Source organism: Micromonospora sp. WMMA1949 (assembly GCF_027460145.1).
GTDB lineage: Bacteria > Actinomycetota > Actinomycetes > Mycobacteriales > Micromonosporaceae > Micromonospora.
This window is the reverse complement of the sequence record NZ_JAPZBG010000001.1, coordinates 1,916,519-1,940,320: the sequence shown is the minus strand read 5'-3', so window position 1 is coordinate 1,940,320 and position 23,802 is coordinate 1,916,519. Positions and strand designations below refer to the sequence as shown.

Genomic DNA, 23,802 nt, shown 5'->3' with positions numbered 1-23,802 from the left:
CGTCCCGCGCTCACCCTACGGCCGGGGGCTGTGTCGCGGCTGTCGAGTCGAGCCGTCCTCCATTCCATCATAATCCTTCACGATTGAACAGATCCGAACATTCGCCCCGAGCGCACGGTGGTCGCTGTCTACCATCCTTCTCATGCGGGAGGGTGGTGGTCCCGGGCCCCGGCGGCGACCGTCGGGGCGGCCCCGACGCGAACCCGGCCCGCTGGCCCGCACCGTGGCCCGTCTCGTGGTGCGCGGTGCCGACGGCGCCACCCGCCTGGTCACCGACCTGCTCGGGGCCAGCCCCACCGCCGGGCGGGAGCGGATCAGCGAGGCCGAGCTGCGGGACCTGGTCGCGGCGAACACCCTGCTCGACCCGGACGAGCGGCGGATCATCGACGAGGTGCTGGTCGCGGGCGCCCGGCTCGTCCGCGAGGTGATGGTGCCCCGCACCGAGGTGGTCTTCCTCAGCGCCGCGCTCCCGCTGGCACAGGCGCAGCGGCTGGTCCGGGCCGACCCGCACACCCGCTACCCGGTGGTCGACGGCACCCACGACGACGTGGTCGGCCTGGTGCACCTGCGCGACGTGCTGCTGCGTCCGGACGCGGACCGGCCGTTGCTGGTCGGCGAGCTGATCCGGGAGGTGAAACGCCTGCCGGACAGCAAGCGCGTGCTGGCGGCGCTCACCGAGATGCGCCGGGAGGGCCACCACCTGGCCGTCGTCGTCGACGAGTACGGCGGCACGGCCGGCATCGTCACCTGCGAGGACCTGGTCGAGGAGCTGGTCGGGGAGATCCGGGACGACGAGCACGGCCCGCTCGAACCGGAACCCGCCGGCCTGCCCGCGGTCGTCGACGGCCGGCTCAACCTGACCGACTTCGCCGAGCGCACCGGGGTGTCGCTGCCCGCCGGGCCGTACGAGACGGTCGGTGGGTACGTGATGGCCGCGCTGGGCCGGCTGCCGGTCGCGGGCGACGAGGTGCCGGTGGCGCTCGACCCGGCCACCGGATCGGTGCCCGCCGATCCGGCGGGCTGGCTGCTGCGGGTGCTCACGCTCGACGGCCGCCGCGTGTCCCGCCTGGCGGTCTCCGCCGCGCGGCTGCCCGAGCCCCGACGTGAGGTGAACGGTCCGCTTCCGCCCGTACCCGCCCGATCCACCGGCCCGTCATGACGGACGCCGGGGCTTGCTGACAGAATTGCCGCCATGTCCGACGTACCCGCCCGCCCGCGCGTCTTCTCCGGCATCCAGCCGACGGCCGACTCGTTCCACCTCGGCAACTACCTGGGCGCGCTGCGGCACTGGGTGGCGTTGCAGGACAGCCACGACGCCTACTACTGCGTCGTCGACCTGCACGCGATCACCGCCGGGCACGATCCCAAGGTGCTCAAGCGCCGCAGCCGGGTGGCCGCCGCGCAGCTGTTCGCGCTCGGCCTGGACCCGGAGCGCAGCACGCTGTTCGTGCAGTCGCAGGTGCCCGAGCACTCGCAGCTGGCCTGGGTGCTCGGCTGCATCACCGGTTTCGGCGAGGCCGGCCGGATGACCCAGTTCAAGGACAAGTCGCAGAAGCAGGGCAGCGAGCGGGCCAGCGTCGGCCTGTTCACTTACCCGATCCTCCAGGCCGCGGACATCCTGCTCTACCAGGCGAACGCGGTGCCGGTCGGCGAGGACCAGCGGCAGCACCTGGAGCTCTCCCGCGACCTGGCGCAGCGCTTCAACTCGCTGTTCGGCCGCACCTTCACCGTGCCCGCCCCGCACATCGTGAAGGACACCGCGAAGATCACCGACCTGCAGGACCCGACGGCCAAGATGTCGAAGTCGTCGTCCTCCCCGGCCGGCATCATCGACCTGCTGGAAGACCCGGCCCGCTCGGCCAAGAAGATCCGCTCGGCGGTCACCGACACCGGCCGCGAGATCGTCTTCGACGCCGAGGGCAAGCCGGGCATCAGCAACCTGCTCACCATCTACTCCGCGCTGTCCGGCCGGTCCATCGACGACCTGGTCGCCGCGTACGACGGCAAGGGCTACGGCGACCTGAAGAAGGACCTCGCCGAGGTGGTGCGGGAGTTCGTCACGCCGATCCAGGAACGCACGAACGCCTACCTCAACGACCCGGCCCAGCTCGACAAACTGCTCGTGCGGGGCGCGGAGAAGGCCCGGGCGGTGGCCGCCGGGACGCTGCGGGACGTGTACGAGCGGGTCGGCTTCTTCCCTCCGGTGCGGTTCGAGTAACGGCCCGGACGGGCGGAGACGGGTGACGCAGCCGGTGGCCGGAGGGGTGGCGCGCGACGTGGCGGGCAGTGACACGGCGCCGGGCGGCGCGGACACGATCCAGATCGGGATCGCGGTCGACGTCCCCGAGCCCTGGGGCGGGATGCTCACCCGCCGCCGGGTCGAGGCCGGCGACCCGCTCGCCGTCCCCGCGCATGTCACCCTCCTCGGGCCCACCGAGATCCCGGTACGCGCGCTGCCCGCCGTCGAGGAGCACCTGGCCCGGGTCGCCGCCACGCACCTGCCGTTCACGCTGCACCTGCGCGGCACCGGCACGTTCCGCCCGGTCACCCAGGTGGTCTTCGTGGCCGTGGCGGCCGGGATCAGCGAGTGCGAACTGCTGGCCGCCGCGATCAACTCCGCTCCCGAGCTGCGCCGCGAGCTGCGTTTCCCGTACCACCCGCACGTCACGGTGGCGCAGGACGTGCCACCCGAGGTGCTCGACAAGGCGTACGAGGATCTGGCGGACTTCTCCGCGTTGTTCCAGGTGGACGCGTTCACGCTGTTCTCGCACAGCGGGGCGACCCGGTGGCAGCCCCGCCGCGACTTCCGGCTCGGCGGCCGGAGCTGAACATCCGACCGGCCGGGCCACCTCCGTCACGGGCGGAGATCGGCGAGGATGACGGGGTGAACGTCTTCGGCCGGATCGAGGCGGCGGTGGGGCGCCGCATCGACGCGGCCCGGAGCCGCTCGTCGGTCTTCGACCACGTCTGGCGGGCCGGGACGCTCTACGCCGACCTGCTCGCCGGGCGGCTCGCCGCCGCCATCGCGTACTACGGCTTCTTCGCCGTGTTCGCGCTCGCGCTCGTCGCGTACTGGATCTTCGGCGCGGTGCTGCGGGACAACGAGGAGATCAGTCGCGGCGCGGCGCACTTCCTGGAGGAGAACCTGCCCTTCCTCGACCCGGCGCAGATCTCCGAGAGCAGCGGCACCGTCGGCGTGGTCGGCCTGGTCATCCTGGTCTTCACCGGCATCGGCTGGGTGGAGGCGATCCGCTCCTCGCAGCGGCTGATGTACGGCTTCAACCAGCAGCCCGGCAACCTGGTGGTGCGGCGCCTGGTCGACCTGGGCGTGCTGGTCGCGGTCTTCGTGCTGCTGTTCGTCTCGGTCGCCGCAGTGGACGCGCTGGAGTCGCTGCTGCGCTTCCTGCTGCGCAGCACCGGCTCGGTGGGCCTGACCACGGTCAGCGCGGTGCTGAGCGTGCTCGTCAACGCCGTGCTCGCCGCCGCGCTGCTGCTCGCGGTGCCACGGCTGCGGATGAGCCGGCGCCGGCTGCGCCCGGCGATTCTGACCATCGCCGTCGGGATCACCCTGCTCAACACCGTGGGGCGCTACTACGTGGTACGCACCGAGCGGAACCCCGCGTACACCGTGGTCGCCACCGCCGTGGGCCTGCTGCTCTATCTCTACCTGCTCAACCAGTTGGTGCTCTTCGGCGCCGCGCTCGCCGCCACCAGCCGGTACGGCCGGGTGGTGGACCTGGCCGAGGGCGGGGCCCGGGAGGTGGACGTGGAGGCGGACGTGCTCGACGAGGAAACCGAACCGGGGACGCCGGGAGGGGCGGGATGAGCGCGCGGATCCGGATCGACGCCGATTCGGCGGTGCCGCCGTACGAGCAGGTGCGGGCGCAGTTCGCCGCGCGCATCGGCGACGGGCGGCTGCCGGTGGGCACCCGGCTCCCGGCCGTGCGGCAGCTCGCCGCCGACCTGGGGCTGGCGGTGAACACCGTGGCGCGGGCGTACCGGGAACTGGAGGGCGCCGGGCTGGTCCAGACGCGCGGCCGGCACGGCACGGTGGTGGCTCCCGGCCGGGACGACGCCACCGACCGGCTGCAGCGGGCCGCGGCCGGGTACGCCGACGAGGCGCGTCGCCTGGGCGTCCCACCGGACCGTGCGGTCGCGCTGGTCCGTGCGGCGCTCGATGCCGGTACGCGTGGCTGAGCGTGGTCCCCGAAGCGGGGAGAGTCCGATGTTTGCGTTCCCCGGGCCGACGCGCGGCGACCATGATGGGCCGGTGGGCGCACTCGTGACACTGGACCTGCCGGACGACTCCCCGATCCGGGGCCTGCCGTGGATCATCACGTTCGGCCCGCTCGGCGCCGAGGACGACTGGGAGCCGGTGGTCTGCGGCCCGTACGAGCGACCGCACGCGCTGGCGCTCGCCGAGGCGGTGGTGGCCGACGAGCAGCTGATGGCGGTGGTGGAGCCGCTGCTGCCGGCGCTCACGCCGGAGGAGATCCGCGGCGAGATCGCCGCCGCGCAGATCGCCGCCGAGGACGAGGCGGCCGAGATCGACCAGGCGGACCTCTACGGCGACTTCGAGGACGTCATCGACGAGGAGCTGGAGCTGGCCGCCGAGCGTGAGCCGGAGCCCGAGCCGGCGAAGGCGCCCGACCGGGAGGAGATCCGGGCCGGGTTCGCCCGGATCGCCGCGCTGCTCACCGCCAAGGGCGGCTGAGGACGCTCAGCGCGGCGGCCCGTCGAGCACGCAGAACTCGTTGTCCTCCGGGTCGGCGAGCACCACGAAGCCCTCCGCGCCGGTCTGGCCGACGTCGGCGCGGCGCGCACCGAGCCCGATCAGCCGGTCGACCTCGGCGGCCTGGCCGCCGTCGGCGACCAGATCCAGGTGGAGCCGGTTCTTGCCCGGTTTCGGCGTGCCGCAGCCCTGCAACCAGACGGTCGGGCCCGCCCGGCCGGGCGGCGGATACAGCTTCGCGTTGCCGTCGCCGCCCTGGGAGACGGTGTAGCCGAGGGCGGCCGACCAGAACCGGGCCATCAGGTCCAGGTCGGTGACGTCGAGGGTGTACTGCGCCACGTGTGCGGTCATCCCCCGGTGGTACCCCGTGCTCCCCGATGGACACCGGCCCCCCGGGAGCGCATCCCGAGGGGCCGGGGCCACCTCACCCCCCACCACAAGGGGTCGGCAGCCCAGCCGCCCGTCGGCGCGGGGCACAACGGACGGCCAGGTCGTTGGCGGGTTACCCGGCTCAGCGCCGTTCGAACCACGCAGCCGCGTCCACCGGCAGGACGTACCCGTCGCCCCGCTCGGTGAGGTCGGCGCTGGCGACGAGCGGGCGGCCGTGGCCGCTCACCGTCACCTCGGCGCCGCTGATGTTCACCACGCACGTCACCTCGGCGTCCCCGGCGGTGCGGCGGAACGCCAGGACGCCGGGCTCGGTCTCCAGCCAGGTGATGCCGTCCAGGCCGGCCAGCGCGGGATGCTCGTGCCGGATGCGCAGCGCGGCCCGGTACAGCTCCAGCGTCGACCCGGCGGCACCGGTCTGGGCGGCCACCGACAGCGACCGCCAGGTCGCCGGCGCCGGCAGCCAGCTCAGCTCGCTGCCGTCCGGCCCGAAGCCGTACGGGGGCAGCTCGCCGCCCCACGGGATTGGCACACGGCAGCCGTCCCGGCTCTCCCCGGTACGCCGGAACGCCGGGTCCTGACGCAGCTCGTCGGGGAGGTCCAGCACCTCCGGCAGGCCCAGTTCCTCGCCCTGGTAGACGTACGCGCAGCCGGGCAGCGCGAACATCAGCAGCGCGGCGGCGCGGGCGCGGCGCAGGCCGACCTCGCCGTCGCCGTACCGGGTGACGTGCCGCTGCCGGTCGTGGTTGGAGAGCACCCAGGTGGTCGGCGCGCCCACGATCGTGGACTCGGCCAGCGCCGTGTCGATCACCTTGCGGAACGAGTCGGCCGACCAGGTGGCGTCGAGGAAGTCGAAGCTGAACGCCTGGTGCAGCTCGTCCGGGCCGATGTAGCGGGCCAGCCGCTGCGGCGTCTCGGCCCACGCCTCGGCCACGGCCATCCGGCCGCCCGGGTAGCTGTCCAGGATCGGCCGCCAGGCGCGGTAGATGTCGTGCACCTCGTCCTGGTCGAAGTACGGCAGCCGGCCCTTGCCCAGCAGCTCGGACTGGCGCTGGCCGGTGGTCATCGAGTTGAAGCCGACGTCCGGCAGGCCCTCGGCCTTGATCATGCCGTGCGCCACGTCGATCCGGAAACCGTCCACGCCCCGGTCCAGCCAGAAGCGCAGCACGTCCTCGAACTCGGCCCGCACCTCCGGGTGGCGCCAGTTCAGGTCGGGCTGGGCCGGGTCGAACAGGTGCAGGTACCACTGGCCGTCGACCACGCGCGTCCAGGCCGGGCCGCCGAAGATGCTCTCCCAGTCGTTCGGCGGCAGCTCGCCCTGCTCGCCCTTGCCGTCGGCGAACAGGTAGCGCTCACGCTCCGGCGAACCGGGTCCGGCGGCGAGCGCCGCGGTGAACCACGGGTGCGCGCTGGAGGTGTGGTTCGGCACCATGTCGACGATGATCCGCAGGCCGAGCGCGTGCGCGTCGGTGATCATCTCGTCGAAGTCGGTCAGGTTGCCGAACAGCGGGTCGACGTCCCGGTAGTCGGCCACGTCGTAGCCGGCGTCGACCTGCGGCGAGGTGTAGAACGGCGTCAGCCAGAGCGCGTCCACGCCGAGGTCGCGCAGGTACGGCAGGCGCTGCCGGATGCCCTGGAGGTCACCCACACCGTCGGCGTTCGCGTCGGCGAAGCTGCGGACGTACACCTGGTAGACGACAGCGGACCGCCACCAGTCGTCGTCGGCGGTGCGTGGGGTGGTGCTGGGGGCGGAGGTCATCGCTGTCGATCCCGTTCTGTGGCGGCTTCTGGTGCGGCGCAGGGTGTCTGAGAAGGATGCCGCCACGGCCCTGCAAGAGTCAAGCATTCCTTGCGCAAGAAATGACAGCCATCACCCGCCGTCACCCCAGGGCCCTCTCCCGAATCCCGAGACACCCACACCCGCCACCCCCGGCCGCCTCCGCACTTCGAAGTCGATCATGAAGTTAACCCCGACATTCCGGACCCCAACCCCCGCCAACCTCATGATCGCCATCCCGACCCGGCCGCCTCTTGCCGGACCGACCCGCCGCCGCGGTCGGTGATCAAGGAGTTTGTGTCCCAAGTGGAGATCAACCCCGACACAAACCCCTTGATCAACGGGGAGGGGTGCGCGCGCAGTAGGCGCGGCCGGGGTGGCGTGATCATGAGGTTGGCGGTGATTGGCGTCCGATTTGTCGCCGTCAACTTCATGATCGACGCGTCGAGGGTCGAGCTGGACCGGGGCGGTGATCAAGGGGTTTGTGTCCGGGAGGGAGGTCGACTTGGACGCGAACTCCTTGATCAACCGGGAGGCGGGGAGGGTGCGGAGGGGAGGGGGAAGGGGGGCGCGCGGGGGTCAGGCGGGGATGGGGAGGGGCGGGGTGGGGGTGGTGGGGCGCTGGCGCTTCGGGGGGTCGGCGGGGCGGGTCACCGCGGTGGAGCCGCGCACCACCAGCTCGGGCCGGAACAGGTACTCGGAGTTCGGTGAGGGGTGCCCGTTGATCTCGTCGACCAGGGCCCGCACCGCCGCCACCGCCATGGCGGCGACCGGCTGGCGCACTGTGGTCAGCGGCGGGTCGGTGAACGCCATCAGCGGGGAGTCGTCGTACCCGACCACGGAGATGTCGCCGGGCACCGACAGCCCGCGCTGGCGGGCGGCCCGGATCGCGCCGAGCGCCATCAGGTCCGAGCCGCAGACGAGCCCGGTCACGCCGCGCTCGATCAGCCGGCCGGCGGCGGCCTCGCCGCCCTCGACGCCGAACAGCGACAGCTCGGTCAGCTCGGCCAGTTCGTCGGAGGTGATGTCGGTGAGGCGCCCCATCGCGGCCTTGTAGCCGGCGACCTTGCGCTGCACCGGCACGAACCGGTCCGGGCCGGTGATCAGGCCGATCCGGCGGTGCCCGAGCGCGACGAGGTGGGCGACCGCGAGTTCCGCGGACTCCCTGTCGTCGCAGGAGACGAACGGCGCGGGGATGCCCGGGGCGTACCCGTTGATCATGACGATCGGCAGCGGCCGGGCCAGCAGCGTGCGGTAGCGGTCGTGGTCCGCCGCGGTGTCGGCGTGCAGGCCGGAGACGAAGACGATGCCGGAGACCTGCCGGTCCAGCAGCATCTCCACGTACTCGTCCTCGCGGACGCCGCCCGGGGTCTGCGTGCAGAGCACCGGTGTGTAGCCGGTGGGGGCGAGCGCGGACTCGATGATCTGGGCGAACGCCGGGAAGATCGGGTTGTCCAGCTCCGGCACGACCAGGCCGACCAGTCCGGCGCTGCGCTTGCGCAGCCGGGCGGGACGTTCGTAGCCGAGTACATCGAGGGCGGTGAGAACCGCCTGCCGGGTCTCGGGGGCCACGCCGGGGCGGTCGTTGAGCACCCGCGACACCGTGGCCTCGCTGACTTCAGCCTGTTGGGCGATGTCGGACAGTCGAGCGCGCATGTGCGGCACTTTAGCCCAACGGCAAAGTCTTGCGTACACTTCTGCAAGCCCTTCCATTCTCTGCAACCTCTTGCTAACGTCCCCGCAACATGCGAGAGCAGCGGCGCAGCATCTCGGCGCCGGTCAGCAAGAACTTTCAGAGGTTTCCACTGGCGGGCCGCCCTTCCCCCGGCGGGCCGCCATGACGACAGGAGTACCGATGCGCATCCGTACCGCGGGTGTGGTCGCCGTCCTCGGCCTGGCGCTCGCCGCCTCCGGCTGTGGTGACAGCGGCAGCGACGACAAGCCGGCCGCCGGCGAGTCCAAGGCGACCGGCGGCAAGCTGGTCATCTGGGCCGACGACAAGCGCACGGCCGCCCTCAAGCCGTTCGCCGAGGAGTTCGGCAAGGAGAACGGCGTGACCGTCGAGGTCCAGGCCGTCTCCAAGGACCTGCAGACCAACTTCGTCACCGCCTCGCAGCAGGGCAGCGGCCCGGACGTCGTGGTCGGCGCGCACGACTGGATCGGCAACCTGGTCCAGAACGGCGCCATCGACCCGGTGCAGCTCGCGGCCGAGCAGAAGTCCGGCTTCAACGAGACCGCGATCAAGGCCGTCACGTTCAACGGCCAGCTCTACGGCGTGCCCTACGCCACCGAGAACGTCGCGCTGATCCGCAACACCGAGCTGGCCCCCGAGGCGCCGAAGACGATCGAGGACCTCGTCGCCACCGGCAAGAAGCTCAAGGCGGAGAAGAAGGCCAGCGAGATCCTGTGCCTGCAGTCCGGCCAGAACGGCGACGCCTACCACATCTACCCGCTCTACACCTCGGGCGGCGGCTACCTGTTCGGCACCGCGGCGAACGGCGACTACGACCCGAAGGACCTGGGCGTGGGCAAGCCGGAGTCGATCGCTGCCTTCCAGAAGATCGCCAAGCTGGGTGAGAAGGGCGAGGGTGCGCTGAAGCGCTCCATCACCGGCGAGAACTCCATCGCCACCTTCACCGGCAAGAAGTGCGCGTTCCTGGTCTCCGGCCCGTGGGCCGTGGCCGACGCCAAGAAGGCCAACATCTCCTACGACATCTCCCCGGTCCCCGGCTTCGCCGGCGGCAAGGAGGCCCAGCCGTTCGTGGGCGTCCAGGCGTTCTACGTGGCCTCCAAGGGCAAGAACAAGGCCCTGGCCCAGGAGTTCGTCACCAATTACGTGACCAAGCCCGAGCTGGCCGTCGCGCTGTACAAGGCCGAGCCGCGCCCGCCGGCGCTGACCGCCGCCTTCGACCAGGTCAAGGGCGAGGACCCGGACCTGGCCAAGTTCTCCGAGGCCGGCAAGAACGGCCAGGTGCTCCCGGCCATCCCGGCCATGGCCGCGATCTGGGACCCGTTCGGCAAGGCGGAGGCCGCCATCATCGGCGGCGCCGACCCGGCCAAGACGATCACGGCCGCTGGCAAGACCATCCAGGGTCAGATCAAGTAATGAGCACGCCGCTGTCCGGCCCGGGGTCTGCACCGCAGGCCCCGGGCCGGGAGCCCGTACGCCGTGGGCTCCCGCGCACGTCCCGTACCGCGCGGCAACACGCGCCGATCACCGCGACCGGCCTCGTCGTCAAGGTGGTCCTGCTCGGCCTGGTGGCCGGGATCGCGATCTGGGCGGCCTTCCCGCTCATCGAGGCCGAGCACTGGCTCGCGCTGGGCGTCCTGGCGGTCACCACCGCCGCCCTGTTCTACCTCTACCTGAGCCGCCGGCACATCCCGGCCAAGTACCTCGTCCCCGGCACGCTGTTCCTGATCGCGTTCCAGGTCTTCCCGGTGCTCTACACCGCGAGCACCGCGTTCACGAACTTCGGCGACGGCCACCGCGGCAGCAAGGACGAGGCGATCGTCGCCGTGCAGACCTCGTCGGTGAAGCAGGTCCCCGGCTCGACCGAGTACAACCTCACCATCGCCACGAAGGGCGACCCGGCGACCGGGTCGCTGATCTTCCTGCTCAGCGATCCGAAGACCAAGGAGGTCTTCGCCGGCGACGCGGACGGGCTGCGCAAGCTCGACGCCGCCGACGTGGAGGTGAGCAGCCTCAGCGGGAAGATCACCGCCGCGGACGGCTACACCCTGCTGAACATCGGGCAGGCCAGCGGTCGCAGCGACGCGATCACCGCGCTGATCGTGCCCACCGACGACGGCGCCATCCGCTCCAACGGCCTGACCCGGGCGTACGAGGGCAAGGCCGTCCGGGCGTACGACGCCGGGTGCGACTGCGTCAAGGACAGCGAGACCGGCAAGACGTGGACCGCCGACGAGAAGTCCGGCTCCTTCGTCGCCGCCGACGGCGAGCGCCTCGCCCAGGGCTGGAAGGTCAACGTCGGGCTGAAGAACTTCAGCACCGTGCTCACCAACCCGAACATCTCCGGCCCGTTCTTCGGCACGCTCGCCTGGAACTTCGCGTTCGCGATCGGCTCCACCGGCCTGACGTTCCTGCTCGGCATGGCCATCGCGCTCGCGCTGCACTCACCCCGGATGCGCGGGACGAACTTCTACCGGGTGCTGCTGATCCTGCCGTACGCCATGCCGTCGTTCGCGATGCTGCTGATCTGGCGGGACATGTTCAACACCGACTTCGGCCTGCTCAACAACCTGTTCGGGCTGAACGTCGACTGGTTCGGCGGCAACTGGTCGGCCCGGATCGCGGTGCTGCTGGTGCAGTTGTGGCTCGGCTACCCGTACATGTTCCTGGTGGCCACCGGCGCGTTGCAGGCCATCCCACGGGAGCTGACCGAGGCGACCTCGGTCGACGGCGCGTCGCCCTGGCAGTCGTTCCGGGCGGTCACCCTGCCGCTGCTGCTGGTCGCGCTCTCGCCGCTGCTGATCGCGTCGTTCGCGTTCAACTTCAACAACGTCAACGCGATCCTGTTCACCACAGAGGGCGGACCGTTCGCGCCGGACAACCCGCGTAACGGTGCCACCGACCTGCTGATCACCTACACGTACCGGCTCGCGTTCGGCGCACAGGGCGCCGAGTTCGGCCTGGCCGCCACCGTCTCGATCTTCATCTTCGCGATCGTGGCGACGGTCTCGGCGATCAGCTTCCGGCGGACCCGCAAGCAGGAGGAGGTGTACTCGTGACCACCATCGCGGAGACGCCCGCACCCACTGCCACCCGCGGGCCGGCCCGCCGGTCGCGTGGACGCTGGTTCGCGCAGGTCGGCTGGCGGCACGTGGTCGGAGTGCTGGCGGTGGCGTTCAGCCTCTTCCCGATCCTGTTCGTGATCTCGGCGGCGTTCAACCCGCTCGGCACGCTCTCCTCCACCGAGCTGCTGCCGACCGGGGCGTCGCTGGAGAACTTCACGAACCTGTTCGATCAGACCCCGTTCGCCCACTGGTTCCTCAACTCGCTGCTGCTGGCGGGCGTGGCCAGCTTCGCGTCGATCTTCCTGTCGTCGCTCGCGGCGTACGCGTTCTCGCGGATGCGTTTCGCCGGGCGGCGGGTCGGCCTGCTCGCGCTGCTGCTGATCCAGATGTTCCCGCAGTTCCTGGCGATCGTGGCGATCTTCCTGATCTTCACCACGCTCACCGACCTCTACCCGTCGATCGGGTTCAACACCCCGTGGGGCCTGTTCCTGCTCTACATGGGTGGCGCGCTGGGCGCGAACACCTGGCTGATGAAGGGCTTCTTCGACACGCTGCCGAAGGAGCTGGACGAGTCGGCGACCATGGACGGCGCGTCGCACGTGCAGGTCTTCTTCCGGATCATGCTGCCGCTGGTGGCGCCGATCCTGGCGGTGACCGGCCTGCTCGCGTTCATCGGGTCGATCAACGAGTTCATCATCGCCAACGTGTTCCTCACCGAACCCGAGGCGAAGACGCTCGCGGTCGGCATGTACGGCCTGGTGGCCGGCGAGCGCAACAACAACTTCGGGATGTTCGCGGCGGGCACGCTGCTCACCGCGATCCCGACGGTGCTGGTGTTCCAACTGCTCCAGCGCTACATCGTCTCCGGACTCACCTCCGGAGCGGTAAAGGGCTGAGCCTCCTCGGCTCACGCTGCGGCAAGGGCGTCGTGTCGGCGTACACCGGAGCGGTTCTCGGGCGGACCGCCGCGGTCGGGTGAACCGGCCGCGGCGGGTGCCCGCCCCCTCTCCCTGTCGGTACGACGCGAAAGGCAGCGCCATGTCCCTTCAGCCGCACCACGACGGCTCCGCCACCTACGTCCCGGAGCAGGAGCCCGCGCTCGGCCAGACCGTCCCCGTCTTCGTGCGGGTGCCGGCCGGCTCCGGCGTCTCCCAGGTGCACGTCCGCACCACCGGCGACGGCGAGCCGCGCTTCGCCGAGGCGCGGGTCGACCGCACCGAGAACGGCGACGTGTGGTGGCGGGCCGACGTCGAGGTCCGCAACCCGGTCAGCAACTACCGCTTCCTGCTCGACGGCGAACGCGGCACCCGCTGGCTCAACGCCGCCGGCCTGGCCGGGCACGACGTGCCGGACAACGGCGACTTCAAGCTGGTCAGCTACGCCCCGCCGCCGGCCTGGGCCCGCGACGCGGTGATCTATCAGATCTTCCCGGACCGGTTCGCCCGCTCGGCCGCCGCCGACGGCCGGACCGTGCCGGACTGGGCCATCGGATGCGACTGGGACACCCCGGTCATCGGTCGCGGCCCGGAGACGCCCCGCCAGTTCTACGGCGGCGACCTCGACGGCGTCACCGAACACCTGGACCACCTGGACCGGCTCGGCGTCAACACCGTCTACCTCACGCCGGTCTTCCCGGCCCGCTCCAACCACAGGTACGACGCGTCGAGCTTCGACACCGTCGACCCGCTGCTCGGCGGCGACGCGGCGCTGGCCCGGCTCGCCGACGCGGTGCACGCCCGGGGCTGGCGGCTGCTGGGCGACATCACCAGCAACCACACCGGCGACGCCCACGACTGGTTCACCGCCGCCGTCTCCGACGTGCACGCGCCGGAGCGCGACCTGTACTACTTCGACCTGCCCGGCTCGGACTACGAGTCGTGGAACGGGGTGAAGTCGCTGCCGAAGCTGAACTGGGGCAGCAAGGAACTGCGCCGCCGGTTCGCCACCGCCGAGGACTCGCTGCTGCGCCGCTGGCTGCGCCCGCCGTACGGGCTGGACGGCTGGCGGGTCGACGTGGCGAACATGACCGGGCGGCGGGGTGCGGACGCGTACACCCACGAGGTGGCGCGGCTGCTGCGCGAGGTGGTCGCCGATACCCGGCCGGACGGGCTGCTGCTCGCTGAGCACGGCCACGACCACACCGGTGACCTGGACCGCGACGGCTGGCACGGGACGATGAACTACGTCGGCTTCACCGACCCGGTCTGGTCCTGGCTGCGCCACGGCGACGACCCGGTGCCGAACTTCCTCGGCACCCCGGGCGGGGTACGGCGGCGCGACGCGGGCGCGGTGCTCGCCACCATGAACACGTACCGGTCGCTGGTGTCCTGGCGGTCGTACACGCACTCGTGGCAGCTGCTCGGCTCGCACGACTCGGCCCGGATCCGCACCGTGGTCGGCGACGCGGCCCGGCAGGAGGTCGCGGCCGGACTGCTCGCCACCATGCCCGGTACGCCCGTGGTGTTCGCCGGGGACGAGCTGGGCCTGACCGGTACGAACGGGGAGGGCTCGCGTACCCCGATGCCGTGGCACCGGCCCCAGAGCTGGGACCGGCGCACGTTCGAGGCGTACCGGTCGTTGCTGACGCTGCGCCGCGACGAGCCGGCGCTGCGGCACGGCGGCCTGCGGTGGGTGCACGCCGACGCGGACACGCTCGTCTTCCTGCGCGAGTCGGCCACGTCGACGGTGCTGGTGCTGGCGAGACGCGCCGCAGGCACCCCGGTCCGCCTGACCGGCGTGGGCGCCGCAGACAACGTCTACGGCAACGCCCCCGCCCTCCACCCCGACGCCGAGGGCACGGTGACCCTCCCGGCCGAGGGCCCCACGTTCCAGGTCTGGCGCCTCCGCTGACCCCTGTCCCCACCCCGCGATCTTGCGGTTCCGGCCCGTGTCGCGCGGCTTTCGTCCCGGATGCCGGGGCGGAAACTGCAAGATCGCGGGGGAGGGTGGTCACGGTATGACGGCAGGTCGGCGGGGTGACTACTACGTTGCGTCGTTGATGGGAGAGGATGGGGCGCGTGGAAGCTCTTCGACTGATTCTTCTCTACGTCCATCTGATCGGTTTCGCGCTGCTGCTCGGCGGCGGGATCGCCCAGTACGTCACCGGCAAGCTGCGCATCAACGCGGCCATGCTCTGGGGCGCGATCATCCAGGTGCTCACCGGCATCGGGCTGTCCGCTCCGCTGCGCGACGGGGACGAGCCCGCCCCGGCGAAACTTGTTACCAAGTTGGTGCTCGCGCTGCTCATCTTCGTCATGGTCTTCTTCTCCCGTAAGCGGGAGACCGTCAACCGTGGCCACTTCCTCGCGATCGTCGGGTTGACGCTGGTCAACGCGGCCGTCGCGGTGTTCTGGCGTTAGTTCGCCGCGAGTCGGGGAAGCTCGGGAAAACGGACGTTCGCGACACCACCGCGCACGCCTACCGGCCGGAGAAGTGACGTGCCCCACCCAAGGGTTACGCCGGGGTAACGGACGCTCAACAGTCGTGCACGATTGTCGGCCGGTGGGTGGGCGCGGGCGTACGCTCCCGTCCGTAACGTGGGACGCCGGCGGCACACCGCAGGCCGGCGAAAGGGCTGCACACCGCGCACGACGCGGGGTGCAAGGGGAAGGAGACGTCTTGCGCTCTGTGCGTGGGATGCGGATTGCCTCCGTCATTGCGGCGGGTGGACTCGTGCTGGGCGCTGCCGCTTGTGGTGAGGCTCCGGACGACGACAACAACGCCGGCGGCGACGGCGGCAAGAAGTTCAGCGCCTGCATGGTGACCGACGTCGGCGGCGTCGACGACAAGTCCTTCAACGCCTCGGCCTGGAAGGGCCTGCAGGAGGCGCAGAAGGAGAACGACAAGATCGACATCAAGTACGTCCAGTCGAAGGCCGAGGCGGACTACGAGGTCAACCTGACCGGGTTCGTCAACCAGAAGTGCGACTTCATCCTGGCCGTCGGTGGCCTGATGTCGGACGCCACCAAGGCCGCGGCTGAGAAGAACCCGAACCAGCAGTTCGCGATCGTCGACGCCAACCCGGGTGTGTCGAACGTCTACCCGATGCAGTTCGACACCGCGCAGGCCGGGTTCCAGGCCGGCTACCTGGCCGCCGGGATGAGTAAGTCCGGCAAGGTCGGCACCTACGGCGGCCTGCCGATCCCGCCGGTCACCATCTTCATGGACGGCTTCGCCGACGGCGTGGCGTACTACAACAAGGCCAAGAGCAAGAACGTCCAGGTGCTGGGCTGGGACAAGGCCGCCCAGAAGGGCTCCTTCGCCAACTCGTTCGAGAAGCAGGACGAGGGCAAGAAGGTCTCCGACGCGCTCGTCGCGCAGGGCGCCGACATCGTGATGCCGGTCGCCGGTGGCGCCGGTCTGGGCACCACCTCCGCGGCCAAGGCCTCGGGCGGCAAGTACTCGGTCGTCTGGGTCGACATCGACGGCTGCGAGAGCACCCCGGACTGCGCGGCGATCCTGACCACCGTGGTCAAGAACATCCCGGACGCCGTCAAGGAGGCCACGCTGAAGGCCGCCGGTGGCGAGAAGCTGGCGTCCACCCCGGGCTTCGTGGGCACGCTCGCCAACAACGGCGTCTCGATCGCGCCGTACCACGACTTCGACAGCAAGGTCCCGGCGGACCTGAAGGCCGAGGTCGACAAGATCAAGGCGGACATCGCCGCCGGCACCATCACCGTCACCTCGAAGGCCCAGCCGACCAAGTGACCGTCCGGCCGGTCCCCACAGTGCGATCATCGGCAGCGGGGGCCGGCGGGCACCAGGCATGACGATCCGGCCGTCCCGGCGCAACGGGGTCCGCACCCCAGCGCCGGGGCGGCCGATCACCTTGAATCCCCTCACACCCCCACCCGGCGCGGTGGCGGCGCGGCAGATCGCTACGCTGCACCATCGCTCGCACTCCAGGAGGTTGCGCTGAGACTCGAACTGCGCGGCATCACCAAACGGTTCGGTGATCTGGTCGCCAACGACCACATCGACCTGACGGTGGAGCCTGGAGAGATCCACGCCCTGCTCGGCGAGAACGGCGCCGGCAAGTCGACCCTGATGAACGTGCTCTACGGCCTCTACCAGCCGGACGAGGGCGAGATCCTGGTCGACGGCAAGCCGCTGAAGCTGAAGGGTCCGTCGGACGCGATCGCCGCCGGGATCGGGATGGTGCACCAGCACTTCATGCTGGTGCCGGTCTTCACCGTGGCCGAGAACGTGATGCTCGGCGCCGAGCAGGTCAGGGGGCCGTTCGCCGGCATCCTCGACCGGCGGCGGGCCCGGCGTGAGGTCGCCGAGGTGTCCGAGCGGTACAACCTGCGGGTCGACCCGGACGCGGTGATCGAGGACCTGCCGGTCGGCATCCAGCAGCGGGTGGAGATCGTCAAGGCCCTCACCCGCGACGTCGACCTGCTGATCCTCGACGAGCCCACGGCCGTGCTCACGCCGCAGGAGACCGAGGAACTGCTCACCGTCATGCGGTCGCTCAAGGCCGCCGGCAAGTCGATCGTGTTCATCACCCACAAGCTGGGCGAGGTGAAGGCGATCGCCGACCGGATCACGGTGATCCGGCGCGGGAAGACCGTCGGCACCGCCGAGCCGAGCGCCAGCCGGGACGAACTGGCCGCGCTGATGGTGGGCCGCAGCGTCCGGCTGACAGTGGACAAGAAACCGGCCACCCCCGGCAAGCCGGTCCTGGAGGTCTCCGGCCTGGTCGTGGACGACGACCGGCAGGTACGCGCGGTCGACGGCGTCGACCTCACCGTGCACGCCGGCGAGGTGCTCGGCGTGGCGGGCGTGCAGGGCAACGGCCAGACCGAGCTGATCGAGGCGATCATGGGCCTGCGCCCGGTGCTCGCCGGCACGATCAGCCTCGACGGCGAGCCGACGCACGGCTGGTCGACCAAAAAGGTGCTCCGCGCCGGCGTCGGCTACGTGCCGGAGGACCGCAGCGTGGACGGCCTGGTCAAGGAGTTCTCCGTGGCGGAGAACCTGGTGCTGGACATCTACGACCGGCCGCCGTTCGGCAAGGGCCTGTCGCTGAAGCCCGACGCCATCGCCAAGTCGGCGCGGGAGCGGATCGAGCAGTTCGACGTCCGTACCTCCTCGGCCGACGCGGCGGTCGGCACACTCTCCGGCGGCAACCAGCAGAAGGTGATCGTGGCCCGGGAGCTGTCCCGGCCGCTGAAGCTCTTCATCGCCGCCCAGCCCACCCGGGGCGTGGACGTCGGCTCGATCGAGTTCATCCACAGCCGGGTCATCCGCGAGCGGGACATCGGCACCGCGGTCATGGTGGTCTCCAGCGAACTGGACGAGGTGATCGGCCTGGCCGACCGGATCGCGGTCATGTATCGCGGCCGGATCATCGGCGTCGTCGGCCCGGACACCCCGCGCGAGGAGATCGGCCTGCTGATGGCCGGTATCACCCCGGACGCCGCCACCCCGGACGCCCCCACCGCGACCGAGGACGGCCCTGGCAACGAGGACGAGGCATGACCAACCCGAACCCCGTCTCGGGCTCGCCGGACAAGGAGCCGGCGACCGAGGCGCAGGAGTCGCTGAGCGAGGCCCGGGCGACGCCGACGCAGCCGGCCGGTGACACCGAGCAGACGGTGCCCGCCACCGCGACCGCGAAGAGGCCGGAGCCGGCCGGGGAGTCCCGTCCCGGCATGGGCCGGATGTTCCTGGACAACCTCTGGGCGGCCAACACGTTCACCGTGACGGTGCTCGCGGTGCTGCTGGCCATGGTGGTCGGCGCGGTGCTGATCATCGTGTCCGACCCGGAGGTGCTCGCCACCTACAGCTACATCACGGCTCGCCCCTCGGACGCGCTGAACGCCAGCTGGACGGTGGTCAGCGAGGCGTACGCGAACCTGTTCAAGGGCGCGATCTTCGACCCGGAAGCGGTCGGCTTCACCGCCGCCCTGAGCCCGATCTCGGAGACGCTCACCTACGCCGCGCCGCTCGTCTTCACCGGTCTGTCGGTGGCGCTGGCCTTCCGCGGCGGCCTGTTCAACATCGGCGCCCAGGGCCAGGCGACGATCGCCGTCATCCTGGCCGCCGTGGCCGGCTTCGCGCTGCCGCTGCCGCCCGTCGTGCACCTGCTGGTGGCGCTGATCGCCGGTGCGCTCGGCGGCGCGCTCTGGGGCTTCATCCCCGGCATCCTGAAGGCACGGGCGGGCGCGCACGAGGTGATCAACACGATCATGCTCAACTACGTGGCGGTCTACTTCCTGTCCTGGATCATCGTCCAGAACGGGGTGCAGAACCCCAACCGGTCGGACGCGATCAGCAAGCCGGTCGAGTCCACCGCGCAGCTGCCCCGCCTGCTCGGCGACGACCTGCGGGTGCACGCCGGCATCCTGCTCGCGGTGGCGGCCACCTGGTTCATCGCCTGGCTGCTCAACCGCTCCACGCTCGGCTTCGAGCTGCGGGCCGTGGGCGCGAACCCGGACGCGGCCCGGACCGCCGGCATCAGCGTCACCAAGACGTACGTCCTGGTGATGGTGTTCGCCGGCATGCTTGCCGGTCTCGGCGGCTCGACCATGGTGCTCGGCACCACCGCCACCGCGCTGACCCCGCTGGTGATCGCCCAGATCGGCTTCGACGGCATCCTGGTCGCGCTGCTCGGCCGCGTGAAGCCGTGGGGCGTCCTCCTGGCCGCACTGCTGTTCGGCGCGCTCCAGGCCGGCGGCAACCGGATGCAGTCCTACTCCGGCATCTCGCTGGAACTGGTCACCGTGCTCCAGGCGCTCATCGTCATCTTCATCGCCGCGCCTGCCCTGGTGAAGACGATCTTCCAGCTCCGGGCGGCCCGCGCCGCCCGGTTGCAGACGAGCCTCGCGAAGGGCTGGTGAGCATGTCCACCACCGCTGTCCCCGAGGTCGCCGTTACCGCGGTCGACGAGGGTTTCTGGACCCGTAACCGGAAGATCGGCGCGGTCCTGCTGGCGCTCGGTGTGCTCGCGGCGGTGCTGTTCGGCGCGCTCGCGACCGACCAGCACGCGCGGTTCACGCTCAGCGAGACCGAGGGCGGGGCCGCCCTGGAGATCAACGGTACGGTCGGCGCGATCCTGTTCGGGCTGATCACCGCCGCGGCCGGAGGCGCGCTGCTGGCCGGTGTGCCCAAGCGCTGGTTCATGCTGCTGCTCGGCGCCGGACTGGTCGCCTTCGTGCTGAGCTTCCTGTGCTGGCAGGTCTCCGCCGCGCCCGAGGGGCGCAACTTCATGCCGCTGGTGAACGTCGTCCGCGGCACGTTCATCCTGGCTCTTCCGCTGATCTTCGGTGCGCTCGCCGGTGTGCTCTGCGAGCGTTCCGGCGTGGTGAACGTGGCGATCGAGGGCCAGCTCCTGATGGGCGCGTTCTCCGGCGCGCTGTTCGGCAGCATGTCCGGCAGCGTCTGGGTGGGCCTGGTGGCCGCCGCCATCGGCGGCGCGTTCATCTCGTTCCTGCTGGCCGTGTTCTCCATCCGCTACCTGGTCGACCAGGTGGTCATGGGTATCGTGCTCAACCTGCTCGCGGTCGGCATCACCGGCTTCCTCTACGAGCGGCTGATGCAGACCGACGCGGCGAAGTACAACAGCGCGCCCCGGTTCAGCAACTGGGAGATCCCGCTGCTGTCCGACATCCCGCTGCTCGGTCCGGCGCTGTTCCGGGGCAACATCTTCCTCTACCTCGGTCTGCTGCTGGTGCTGGTCATCCACCTGGCGCTGTTCCGTACCCGGTGGGGCCTGCGGACCCGCTCGGTCGGCGAGCACCCGACCGCGGCGGACACGCTGGGCGTGAAGGTGCTGCGGCTGCGCTACCGCAACGTGATCCTGGCCGGTCTGGTGGCCGGCGTCGGCGGCGCCTCGTACACGCTGGCGCTCTACTCGTTCACCAAGAACATGATCGGCGGTAAGGGCTTCATCGCCCTGGCCGCGCTGATCTTCGGCCGGTGGAGCCCGACCGGTGCGCTGCTCGCGGCGCTGTTCTTCGGCTTCGCCGACCAGCTCGCCACCTACCTGGGTGCGATCGGCAGCAGCATCCCGAGCCAGTTCCTGGCGATGCTGCCGTACCTGGCGACGATCCTGGCCGTGGCCGGGCTGGTCGGCAAGGTCCGGGCGCCGGCCGCCGACGGCAAGCCGTACATCAAGGGCTGACCGCCCGCGCGACACGGTGCCCGGCGGGGCGACCCGCCGGGCACCGTCGTCTCCGGCCGCGTCCGCGACCGATCGGCGTTGAATTGGGCAGAATGGGAGTCGTGATGGAGATCGACTGGGAGCGGCTGCGTACCGCCGCCACCGAGGTCATGCGGCACGCCTACGTGCCGTACTCGAAGTTCCCGGTGGGTGCCGCCGCGCTCGTCGACGACGGTCGCGTCGTGGTCGGCTGCAACGTGGAGAACGCCGGCTACGGCGTCACGCTCTGCGCCGAGTGCGGCGTGGTCTCGCAGCTGCACGCGACCGGCGGTGGCCGGATCGTGGCGCTGTCCTGCGTCGACGCCACCGGTGAGCCGCTGATGCCGTGCGGCAGGTGCCGGCAGCTGCTCTGGGAACAGGGCGGGCCGGAGTGCCTGGTCGAGGCGAAGGGCGGGCCGCTGCGGATGGCCGAGCTGCTGCCGCACGCGTTCGACGTGGCCGACATCGAGGCGGTGACCGGCGAGCATCCGGTGCCTGTGGTGCCGGACCGGCTGGCCGCCTGGCGGGGCCGGGGCACCGTGTTCGTGCACCCCGACCTGTCGGCCGGGCAGCAGGTCTGGACGACGTACTGGGAGCGGTCGTCCGGTGAGACCGAGGACGCCGAGACCGGCGTGCTGGAGGAGGGCTCGACCTGGGACGACCCGGCCGAGGCGATCGCGTGGGGGCTGGCGCGGACGCCGCGCGTGGTTGTGGTGGACGCCTCGGGGACGATCTTCTGGGCTGGTGAGGGTGAGCCGCCTACGGAGATTCCGGTTCGCTGGGGTTGAGCTGGGGTTGCGGTTGGGGCCGGGGCCGACCGTGCCCGGCTCCGGGCGGTCAGGCTTGATCCCTCCGCCGGGCACGGTCGGCCCCGGCCGGACCTGGTCACCGTTCGCGGGTCGGTGCGGCCACGCGCGATCAAATTGATTGGATCTTGAGAAGTGAGTGCTTTTACGGCGGTTGACGTCATCCGGGCGAAGCGGGACGGGGGTGTGCTGAGCGACGGGCAGATCGACTGGGTGGTCGACGCGTACACCAAGGGTCTGGTCGCCGACGAGCAGATGTCGGCGCTGGCCATGGCGATCCTGCTGCGCGGCATGACCGCGCCGGAGATCGCCCGGTGGACCGCCGCCATGATCGCCAGCGGCGAGCGGCTCGACCTGTCGCCGGTGTCCCGGCCGACGGTGGACAAGCACTCCACCGGCGGCGTCGGTGACAAGATCACCCTGCCGCTGACCCCGCTCGTGGCCGCGTGCGGCGCGGCGGTGCCGCAGCTGTCCGGCCGGGGCCTCGGCCACACCGGCGGCACGCTGGACAAGCTGGAGTCGATCCCGGGCTGGCGGGCGGCGCTCACCAACGACGAGTTCATCGCCCAGCTCCGCGACGTGGGCGCGGTGATCTGCGCGGCCGGCGACGCGCTCGCCCCGGCCGACCGCAAGCTGTACGCGCTGCGCGACGTCACCGGTACGGTCGAGGCGATCCCGCTGATCGCCAGCTCGATCATGAGCAAGAAGATCGCCGAGGGGACCGGCGCGCTGGTGCTGGACGTGAAGGTCGGCTCCGGCGCGTTCATGAAGAACGTCGACGACGCCCGCGAGCTGGCCCGCACCATGGTCGAGCTGGGCGGCGCGCACGGCGTACGGACCGTCGCCCTGCTCACCGACATGTCCACCCCGCTCGGCCTCGCAGTGGGCAACGCGGTCGAGGTGACCGAGTCGGTGGAGGTGCTCGCCGGTGGCGGCCCGGCCGACGTGGTGGAGCTGACGCTGGCGCTGGCCCGGGAGATGCTCGACGCGGCCGGCCTGCCGGACGCCGACCCGGAGGCGGCGCTGCGCGACGGGCGGGCGATGGACGCCTGGCGCACGATGATCCGGGCGCAGGGCGGTGACCCGGACGCCCCGATGCCCACGGCGAACGAGGTCGAGCTGGTCACCGCGACCGAGGACGGCTGGGTCGCCGAGGTCGACGCGTACGCGATCGGGGTGGCCGCCTGGCGGCTCGGCGCGGGCCGGGCCCGCAAGGAGGACCCGGTGAGCATCCCGGCCGGCGTGGTGCTGCACAAGCGCCGCGGTGACCGGGTACGTGTCGGCGACCCGCTGTTCGAGCTGCGGGCCGAGCACGCCGAGCGGATGCCCGCCGCGCTGGCCGAGGCGCGCCAGGCGGTGCGGATCGCGCCGGACGCGCCGGACGCGACGCCACTGGTCGTCGAGCGGATCGGCTGACCGGGACCGGCCATGGTGCCGGCCCGGCCGGAGCCGCTATCCTCCCAGGCCAGGGGGGATCGGCCGGCGACGAGCCGAGGTGAGCAGACAGGGGCTTGACCGTGCGCGTACCCGCTCCCGATCCCCGGGCCGTCCGGGAGGCGAGCCTGGACGAGTTGTCCCGGCTGGGTCTTCCGCTGCCACCGCCGCAGTTCCCCCTGGTGTGGGAGCCGGGCGACGAGATCGAGCTGCGTCCGACCCCGGAGATCGAGTCGCGGATCGCGGTGCTGCACGTGATCCTGGCCCGCTGCTTCGGGATGCCCGCGCAGGCGGCGATGAGCTGGCTGCTGGAGTCGCACCTGGTCGACTCGGTGACGCCGCCGGAGTGGCAGTTCGTGATGGGCGGCCGGGGCGACCACAGGTCGTTCGTGCTGCACCACGACGCGCTGTTCTCGCTGGCCTGGGTGCTCGGGCTGGCGAAGGAACTGGACCCGACGGTGCCGGTGGACGAGCGGCTGGTCGAGCGGATGCCGAACCTGGTCGCGGGGGAGACGTTCGGTCAGTGGCGGGCCCGGATCCTGGCCGCGCCGCAGCACCCCGGTGATGCTGCGGCGCTGCTCGACCTGCACTACTGCCTGGACTGGGCGTACCTGGAGACCGAGAAGGCCGGGCGCGCGCTGCCGGGCCTGGTGGACGCCAACGCGATCGGGCAGCGCCGGTGGGCGCTGGAGTGGGCGGTGGTGCTGCGCGGGCCGTACCACGACGAGCCGCCGGGCTGGGAAGAGGTCGACCTCTCCACCTGAGC

General features: G+C 71.3%; 21 protein-coding genes. 18 read left to right on the top strand and 3 right to left on the bottom strand.

Annotation, left to right across the window (positions count from 1 at the left end; all coding sequences use genetic code 11):
- The first annotated feature begins 142 nt into the window (after positions 1 to 142).
- The 6 genes from O7607_RS08830 (at position 143) to O7607_RS08805 (ending at position 4,714) form a co-directional block, all read left to right on the top strand.
- Positions 143 to 1,159, top strand: a complete 1,017-nt coding sequence (locus tag O7607_RS08830) for a hemolysin family protein (protein WP_269702325.1) — start codon at positions 143 to 145, stop codon at positions 1,157 to 1,159.
- Between the two features lie 33 nt (positions 1,160 to 1,192).
- The gene (trpS, locus tag O7607_RS08825; RefSeq protein ID WP_269702323.1) at positions 1,193 to 2,218 is read left to right on the top strand and encodes a tryptophan--tRNA ligase; all 1,026 of its coding nucleotides are present in this window, start codon (positions 1,193 to 1,195) and stop codon (positions 2,216 to 2,218) included.
- A 22-nt stretch (positions 2,219 to 2,240) separates the two neighbouring features.
- Positions 2,241 to 2,828 (top strand): 2'-5' RNA ligase family protein, encoded by a 588-nt coding sequence (locus tag O7607_RS08820; protein WP_433494975.1) that lies wholly within the window; start codon positions 2,241 to 2,243, stop codon positions 2,826 to 2,828.
- 56 nt (positions 2,829 to 2,884) lie between these two features.
- Positions 2,885 to 3,826, top strand: coding sequence for a YhjD/YihY/BrkB family envelope integrity protein (locus O7607_RS08815; protein ID WP_269702321.1), 942 nt, complete (start codon positions 2,885 to 2,887; stop codon positions 3,824 to 3,826).
- Positions 3,823 to 4,197 carry a GntR family transcriptional regulator gene (locus O7607_RS08810; protein ID WP_269702319.1) on the top strand — a complete coding sequence of 125 codons (375 nt, stop codon included), beginning with the start codon at positions 3,823 to 3,825 and terminating at the stop codon, positions 4,195 to 4,197. The genes O7607_RS08815 and O7607_RS08810 overlap by 4 nt, the downstream gene beginning before the upstream one ends.
- Positions 4,198 to 4,270: 73 nt before the next feature.
- Positions 4,271 to 4,714 carry a hypothetical protein gene (locus tag O7607_RS08805; protein WP_269702317.1) on the top strand — a complete coding sequence of 148 codons (444 nt, stop codon included), beginning with the start codon at positions 4,271 to 4,273 and terminating at the stop codon, positions 4,712 to 4,714.
- Between the two features lie 6 nt (positions 4,715 to 4,720).
- On the opposite strand, the gene O7607_RS08800 is transcribed toward O7607_RS08805, so the two are convergent.
- The 3 genes from O7607_RS08800 to O7607_RS08790 form a co-directional block, all read right to left on the bottom strand.
- The gene (locus O7607_RS08800; RefSeq protein WP_269702315.1) at positions 4,721 to 5,083 is read right to left on the bottom strand and encodes a VOC family protein; all 363 of its coding nucleotides are present in this window, start codon (positions 5,081 to 5,083) and stop codon (positions 4,721 to 4,723) included.
- A 160-nt stretch (positions 5,084 to 5,243) separates the two neighbouring features.
- Complete coding sequence (locus O7607_RS08795; RefSeq protein WP_269702314.1) at positions 5,244 to 6,878, bottom strand: glycoside hydrolase family 13 protein; 1,635 nt, start codon at positions 6,876 to 6,878, stop codon at positions 5,244 to 5,246.
- 597 nt (positions 6,879 to 7,475) lie between these two features.
- The gene (locus O7607_RS08790; protein ID WP_269702313.1) at positions 7,476 to 8,552 is read right to left on the bottom strand and encodes a LacI family DNA-binding transcriptional regulator; all 1,077 of its coding nucleotides are present in this window, start codon (positions 8,550 to 8,552) and stop codon (positions 7,476 to 7,478) included.
- Positions 8,553 to 8,751: 199 nt separating this feature from the next.
- Between O7607_RS08790 and O7607_RS08785 the strand changes: the two genes are divergently transcribed.
- The 12 genes from O7607_RS08785 to O7607_RS08730 all read left to right on the top strand — a co-directional run bounded on the left by O7607_RS08785 (position 8,752) and on the right by O7607_RS08730 (position 23,800).
- Positions 8,752 to 10,002 carry a sugar ABC transporter substrate-binding protein gene (locus O7607_RS08785; RefSeq protein ID WP_269702311.1) on the top strand — a complete coding sequence of 417 codons (1,251 nt, stop codon included), beginning with the start codon at positions 8,752 to 8,754 and terminating at the stop codon, positions 10,000 to 10,002.
- A complete protein-coding gene (locus O7607_RS08780; protein WP_269702310.1) occupies positions 10,002 to 11,645 on the top strand; it encodes an ABC transporter permease subunit in 1,644 nt (547 codons plus the stop codon). Before O7607_RS08785 ends, O7607_RS08780 begins: the two co-directional genes overlap by 1 nt.
- Positions 11,642 to 12,547, top strand: coding sequence for a sugar ABC transporter permease (locus tag O7607_RS08775; protein ID WP_269702308.1), 906 nt, complete (start codon positions 11,642 to 11,644; stop codon positions 12,545 to 12,547). The genes O7607_RS08780 and O7607_RS08775 overlap by 4 nt, the downstream gene beginning before the upstream one ends.
- Positions 12,548 to 12,689: 142 nt before the next feature.
- Positions 12,690 to 14,501, top strand: coding sequence for a glycoside hydrolase family 13 protein (locus tag O7607_RS08770; protein WP_269702306.1), 1,812 nt, complete (start codon positions 12,690 to 12,692; stop codon positions 14,499 to 14,501).
- 167 nt (positions 14,502 to 14,668) lie between these two features.
- Entirely contained in the window at positions 14,669 to 15,010 is a 342-nt protein-coding gene (locus tag O7607_RS08765) for a hypothetical protein (protein ID WP_269702305.1), read from the top strand.
- 277 nt (positions 15,011 to 15,287) lie between these two features.
- Positions 15,288 to 16,358, top strand: coding sequence for a BMP family lipoprotein (locus O7607_RS08760; protein ID WP_269706923.1), 1,071 nt, complete (start codon positions 15,288 to 15,290; stop codon positions 16,356 to 16,358).
- Positions 16,359 to 16,565: 207 nt separating this feature from the next.
- Positions 16,566 to 18,134 (top strand): ABC transporter ATP-binding protein, encoded by a 1,569-nt coding sequence (locus tag O7607_RS08755; protein ID WP_269706921.1) that lies wholly within the window; start codon positions 16,566 to 16,568, stop codon positions 18,132 to 18,134.
- Positions 18,135 to 18,307: 173 nt separating this feature from the next.
- Positions 18,308 to 19,495 carry an ABC transporter permease gene (locus O7607_RS08750; protein ID WP_433496081.1) on the top strand — a complete coding sequence of 396 codons (1,188 nt, stop codon included), beginning with the start codon at positions 18,308 to 18,310 and terminating at the stop codon, positions 19,493 to 19,495.
- Positions 19,496 to 19,497: 2 nt separating this feature from the next.
- Positions 19,498 to 20,778, top strand: coding sequence for an ABC transporter permease (locus O7607_RS08745; RefSeq protein ID WP_269702302.1), 1,281 nt, complete (start codon positions 19,498 to 19,500; stop codon positions 20,776 to 20,778).
- Positions 20,779 to 20,882: 104 nt separating this feature from the next.
- On the top strand, positions 20,883 to 21,584 hold the full coding sequence (locus O7607_RS08740; RefSeq protein ID WP_013283981.1) for a cytidine deaminase: 702 nt from the start codon (positions 20,883 to 20,885) through the stop codon (positions 21,582 to 21,584).
- Positions 21,585 to 21,737: 153 nt separating this feature from the next.
- Positions 21,738 to 23,018: a thymidine phosphorylase gene (locus O7607_RS08735; protein WP_269702301.1), complete on the top strand. Its 1,281-nt coding sequence runs from the start codon at positions 21,738 to 21,740 to the stop codon at positions 23,016 to 23,018.
- Positions 23,019 to 23,119: 101 nt separating this feature from the next.
- On the top strand, positions 23,120 to 23,800 hold the full coding sequence (locus tag O7607_RS08730; protein ID WP_269706920.1) for a DUF4272 domain-containing protein: 681 nt from the start codon (positions 23,120 to 23,122) through the stop codon (positions 23,798 to 23,800).
- Positions 23,801 to 23,802: the final 2 nt, after the last annotated feature.

Coding starts and splice junctions, on each gene's coding strand:
- trpS (WP_269702323.1), top strand. CDS start 1,193: ATGTCCGACGTACCCGCCCGCCCGCGCGTCTTCTCCGGCATCCAGCCG.
- O7607_RS08740 (WP_013283981.1), top strand. CDS start 20,883: ATGGAGATCGACTGGGAGCGGCTGCGTACCGCCGCCACCGAGGTCATG.
- O7607_RS08780 (WP_269702310.1), top strand. CDS start 10,002: ATGAGCACGCCGCTGTCCGGCCCGGGGTCTGCACCGCAGGCCCCGGGC.
- O7607_RS08785 (WP_269702311.1), top strand. CDS start 8,752: ATGCGCATCCGTACCGCGGGTGTGGTCGCCGTCCTCGGCCTGGCGCTC.
- O7607_RS08830 (WP_269702325.1), top strand. CDS start 143: ATGCGGGAGGGTGGTGGTCCCGGGCCCCGGCGGCGACCGTCGGGGCGG.
- O7607_RS08750 (WP_433496081.1), top strand. CDS start 18,308: ATGGGCCGGATGTTCCTGGACAACCTCTGGGCGGCCAACACGTTCACC.
- O7607_RS08800 (WP_269702315.1), bottom strand. CDS start 5,083: ATGACCGCACACGTGGCGCAGTACACCCTCGACGTCACCGACCTGGAC.
- O7607_RS08810 (WP_269702319.1), top strand. CDS start 3,823: ATGAGCGCGCGGATCCGGATCGACGCCGATTCGGCGGTGCCGCCGTAC.
- O7607_RS08760 (WP_269706923.1), top strand. CDS start 15,288: ATGCGGATTGCCTCCGTCATTGCGGCGGGTGGACTCGTGCTGGGCGCT.
- O7607_RS08795 (WP_269702314.1), bottom strand. CDS start 6,878: ATGACCTCCGCCCCCAGCACCACCCCACGCACCGCCGACGACGACTGG.
- O7607_RS08790 (WP_269702313.1), bottom strand. CDS start 8,552: ATGCGCGCTCGACTGTCCGACATCGCCCAACAGGCTGAAGTCAGCGAG.
- O7607_RS08745 (WP_269702302.1), top strand. CDS start 19,498: ATGTCCACCACCGCTGTCCCCGAGGTCGCCGTTACCGCGGTCGACGAG.
- O7607_RS08770 (WP_269702306.1), top strand. CDS start 12,690: ATGTCCCTTCAGCCGCACCACGACGGCTCCGCCACCTACGTCCCGGAG.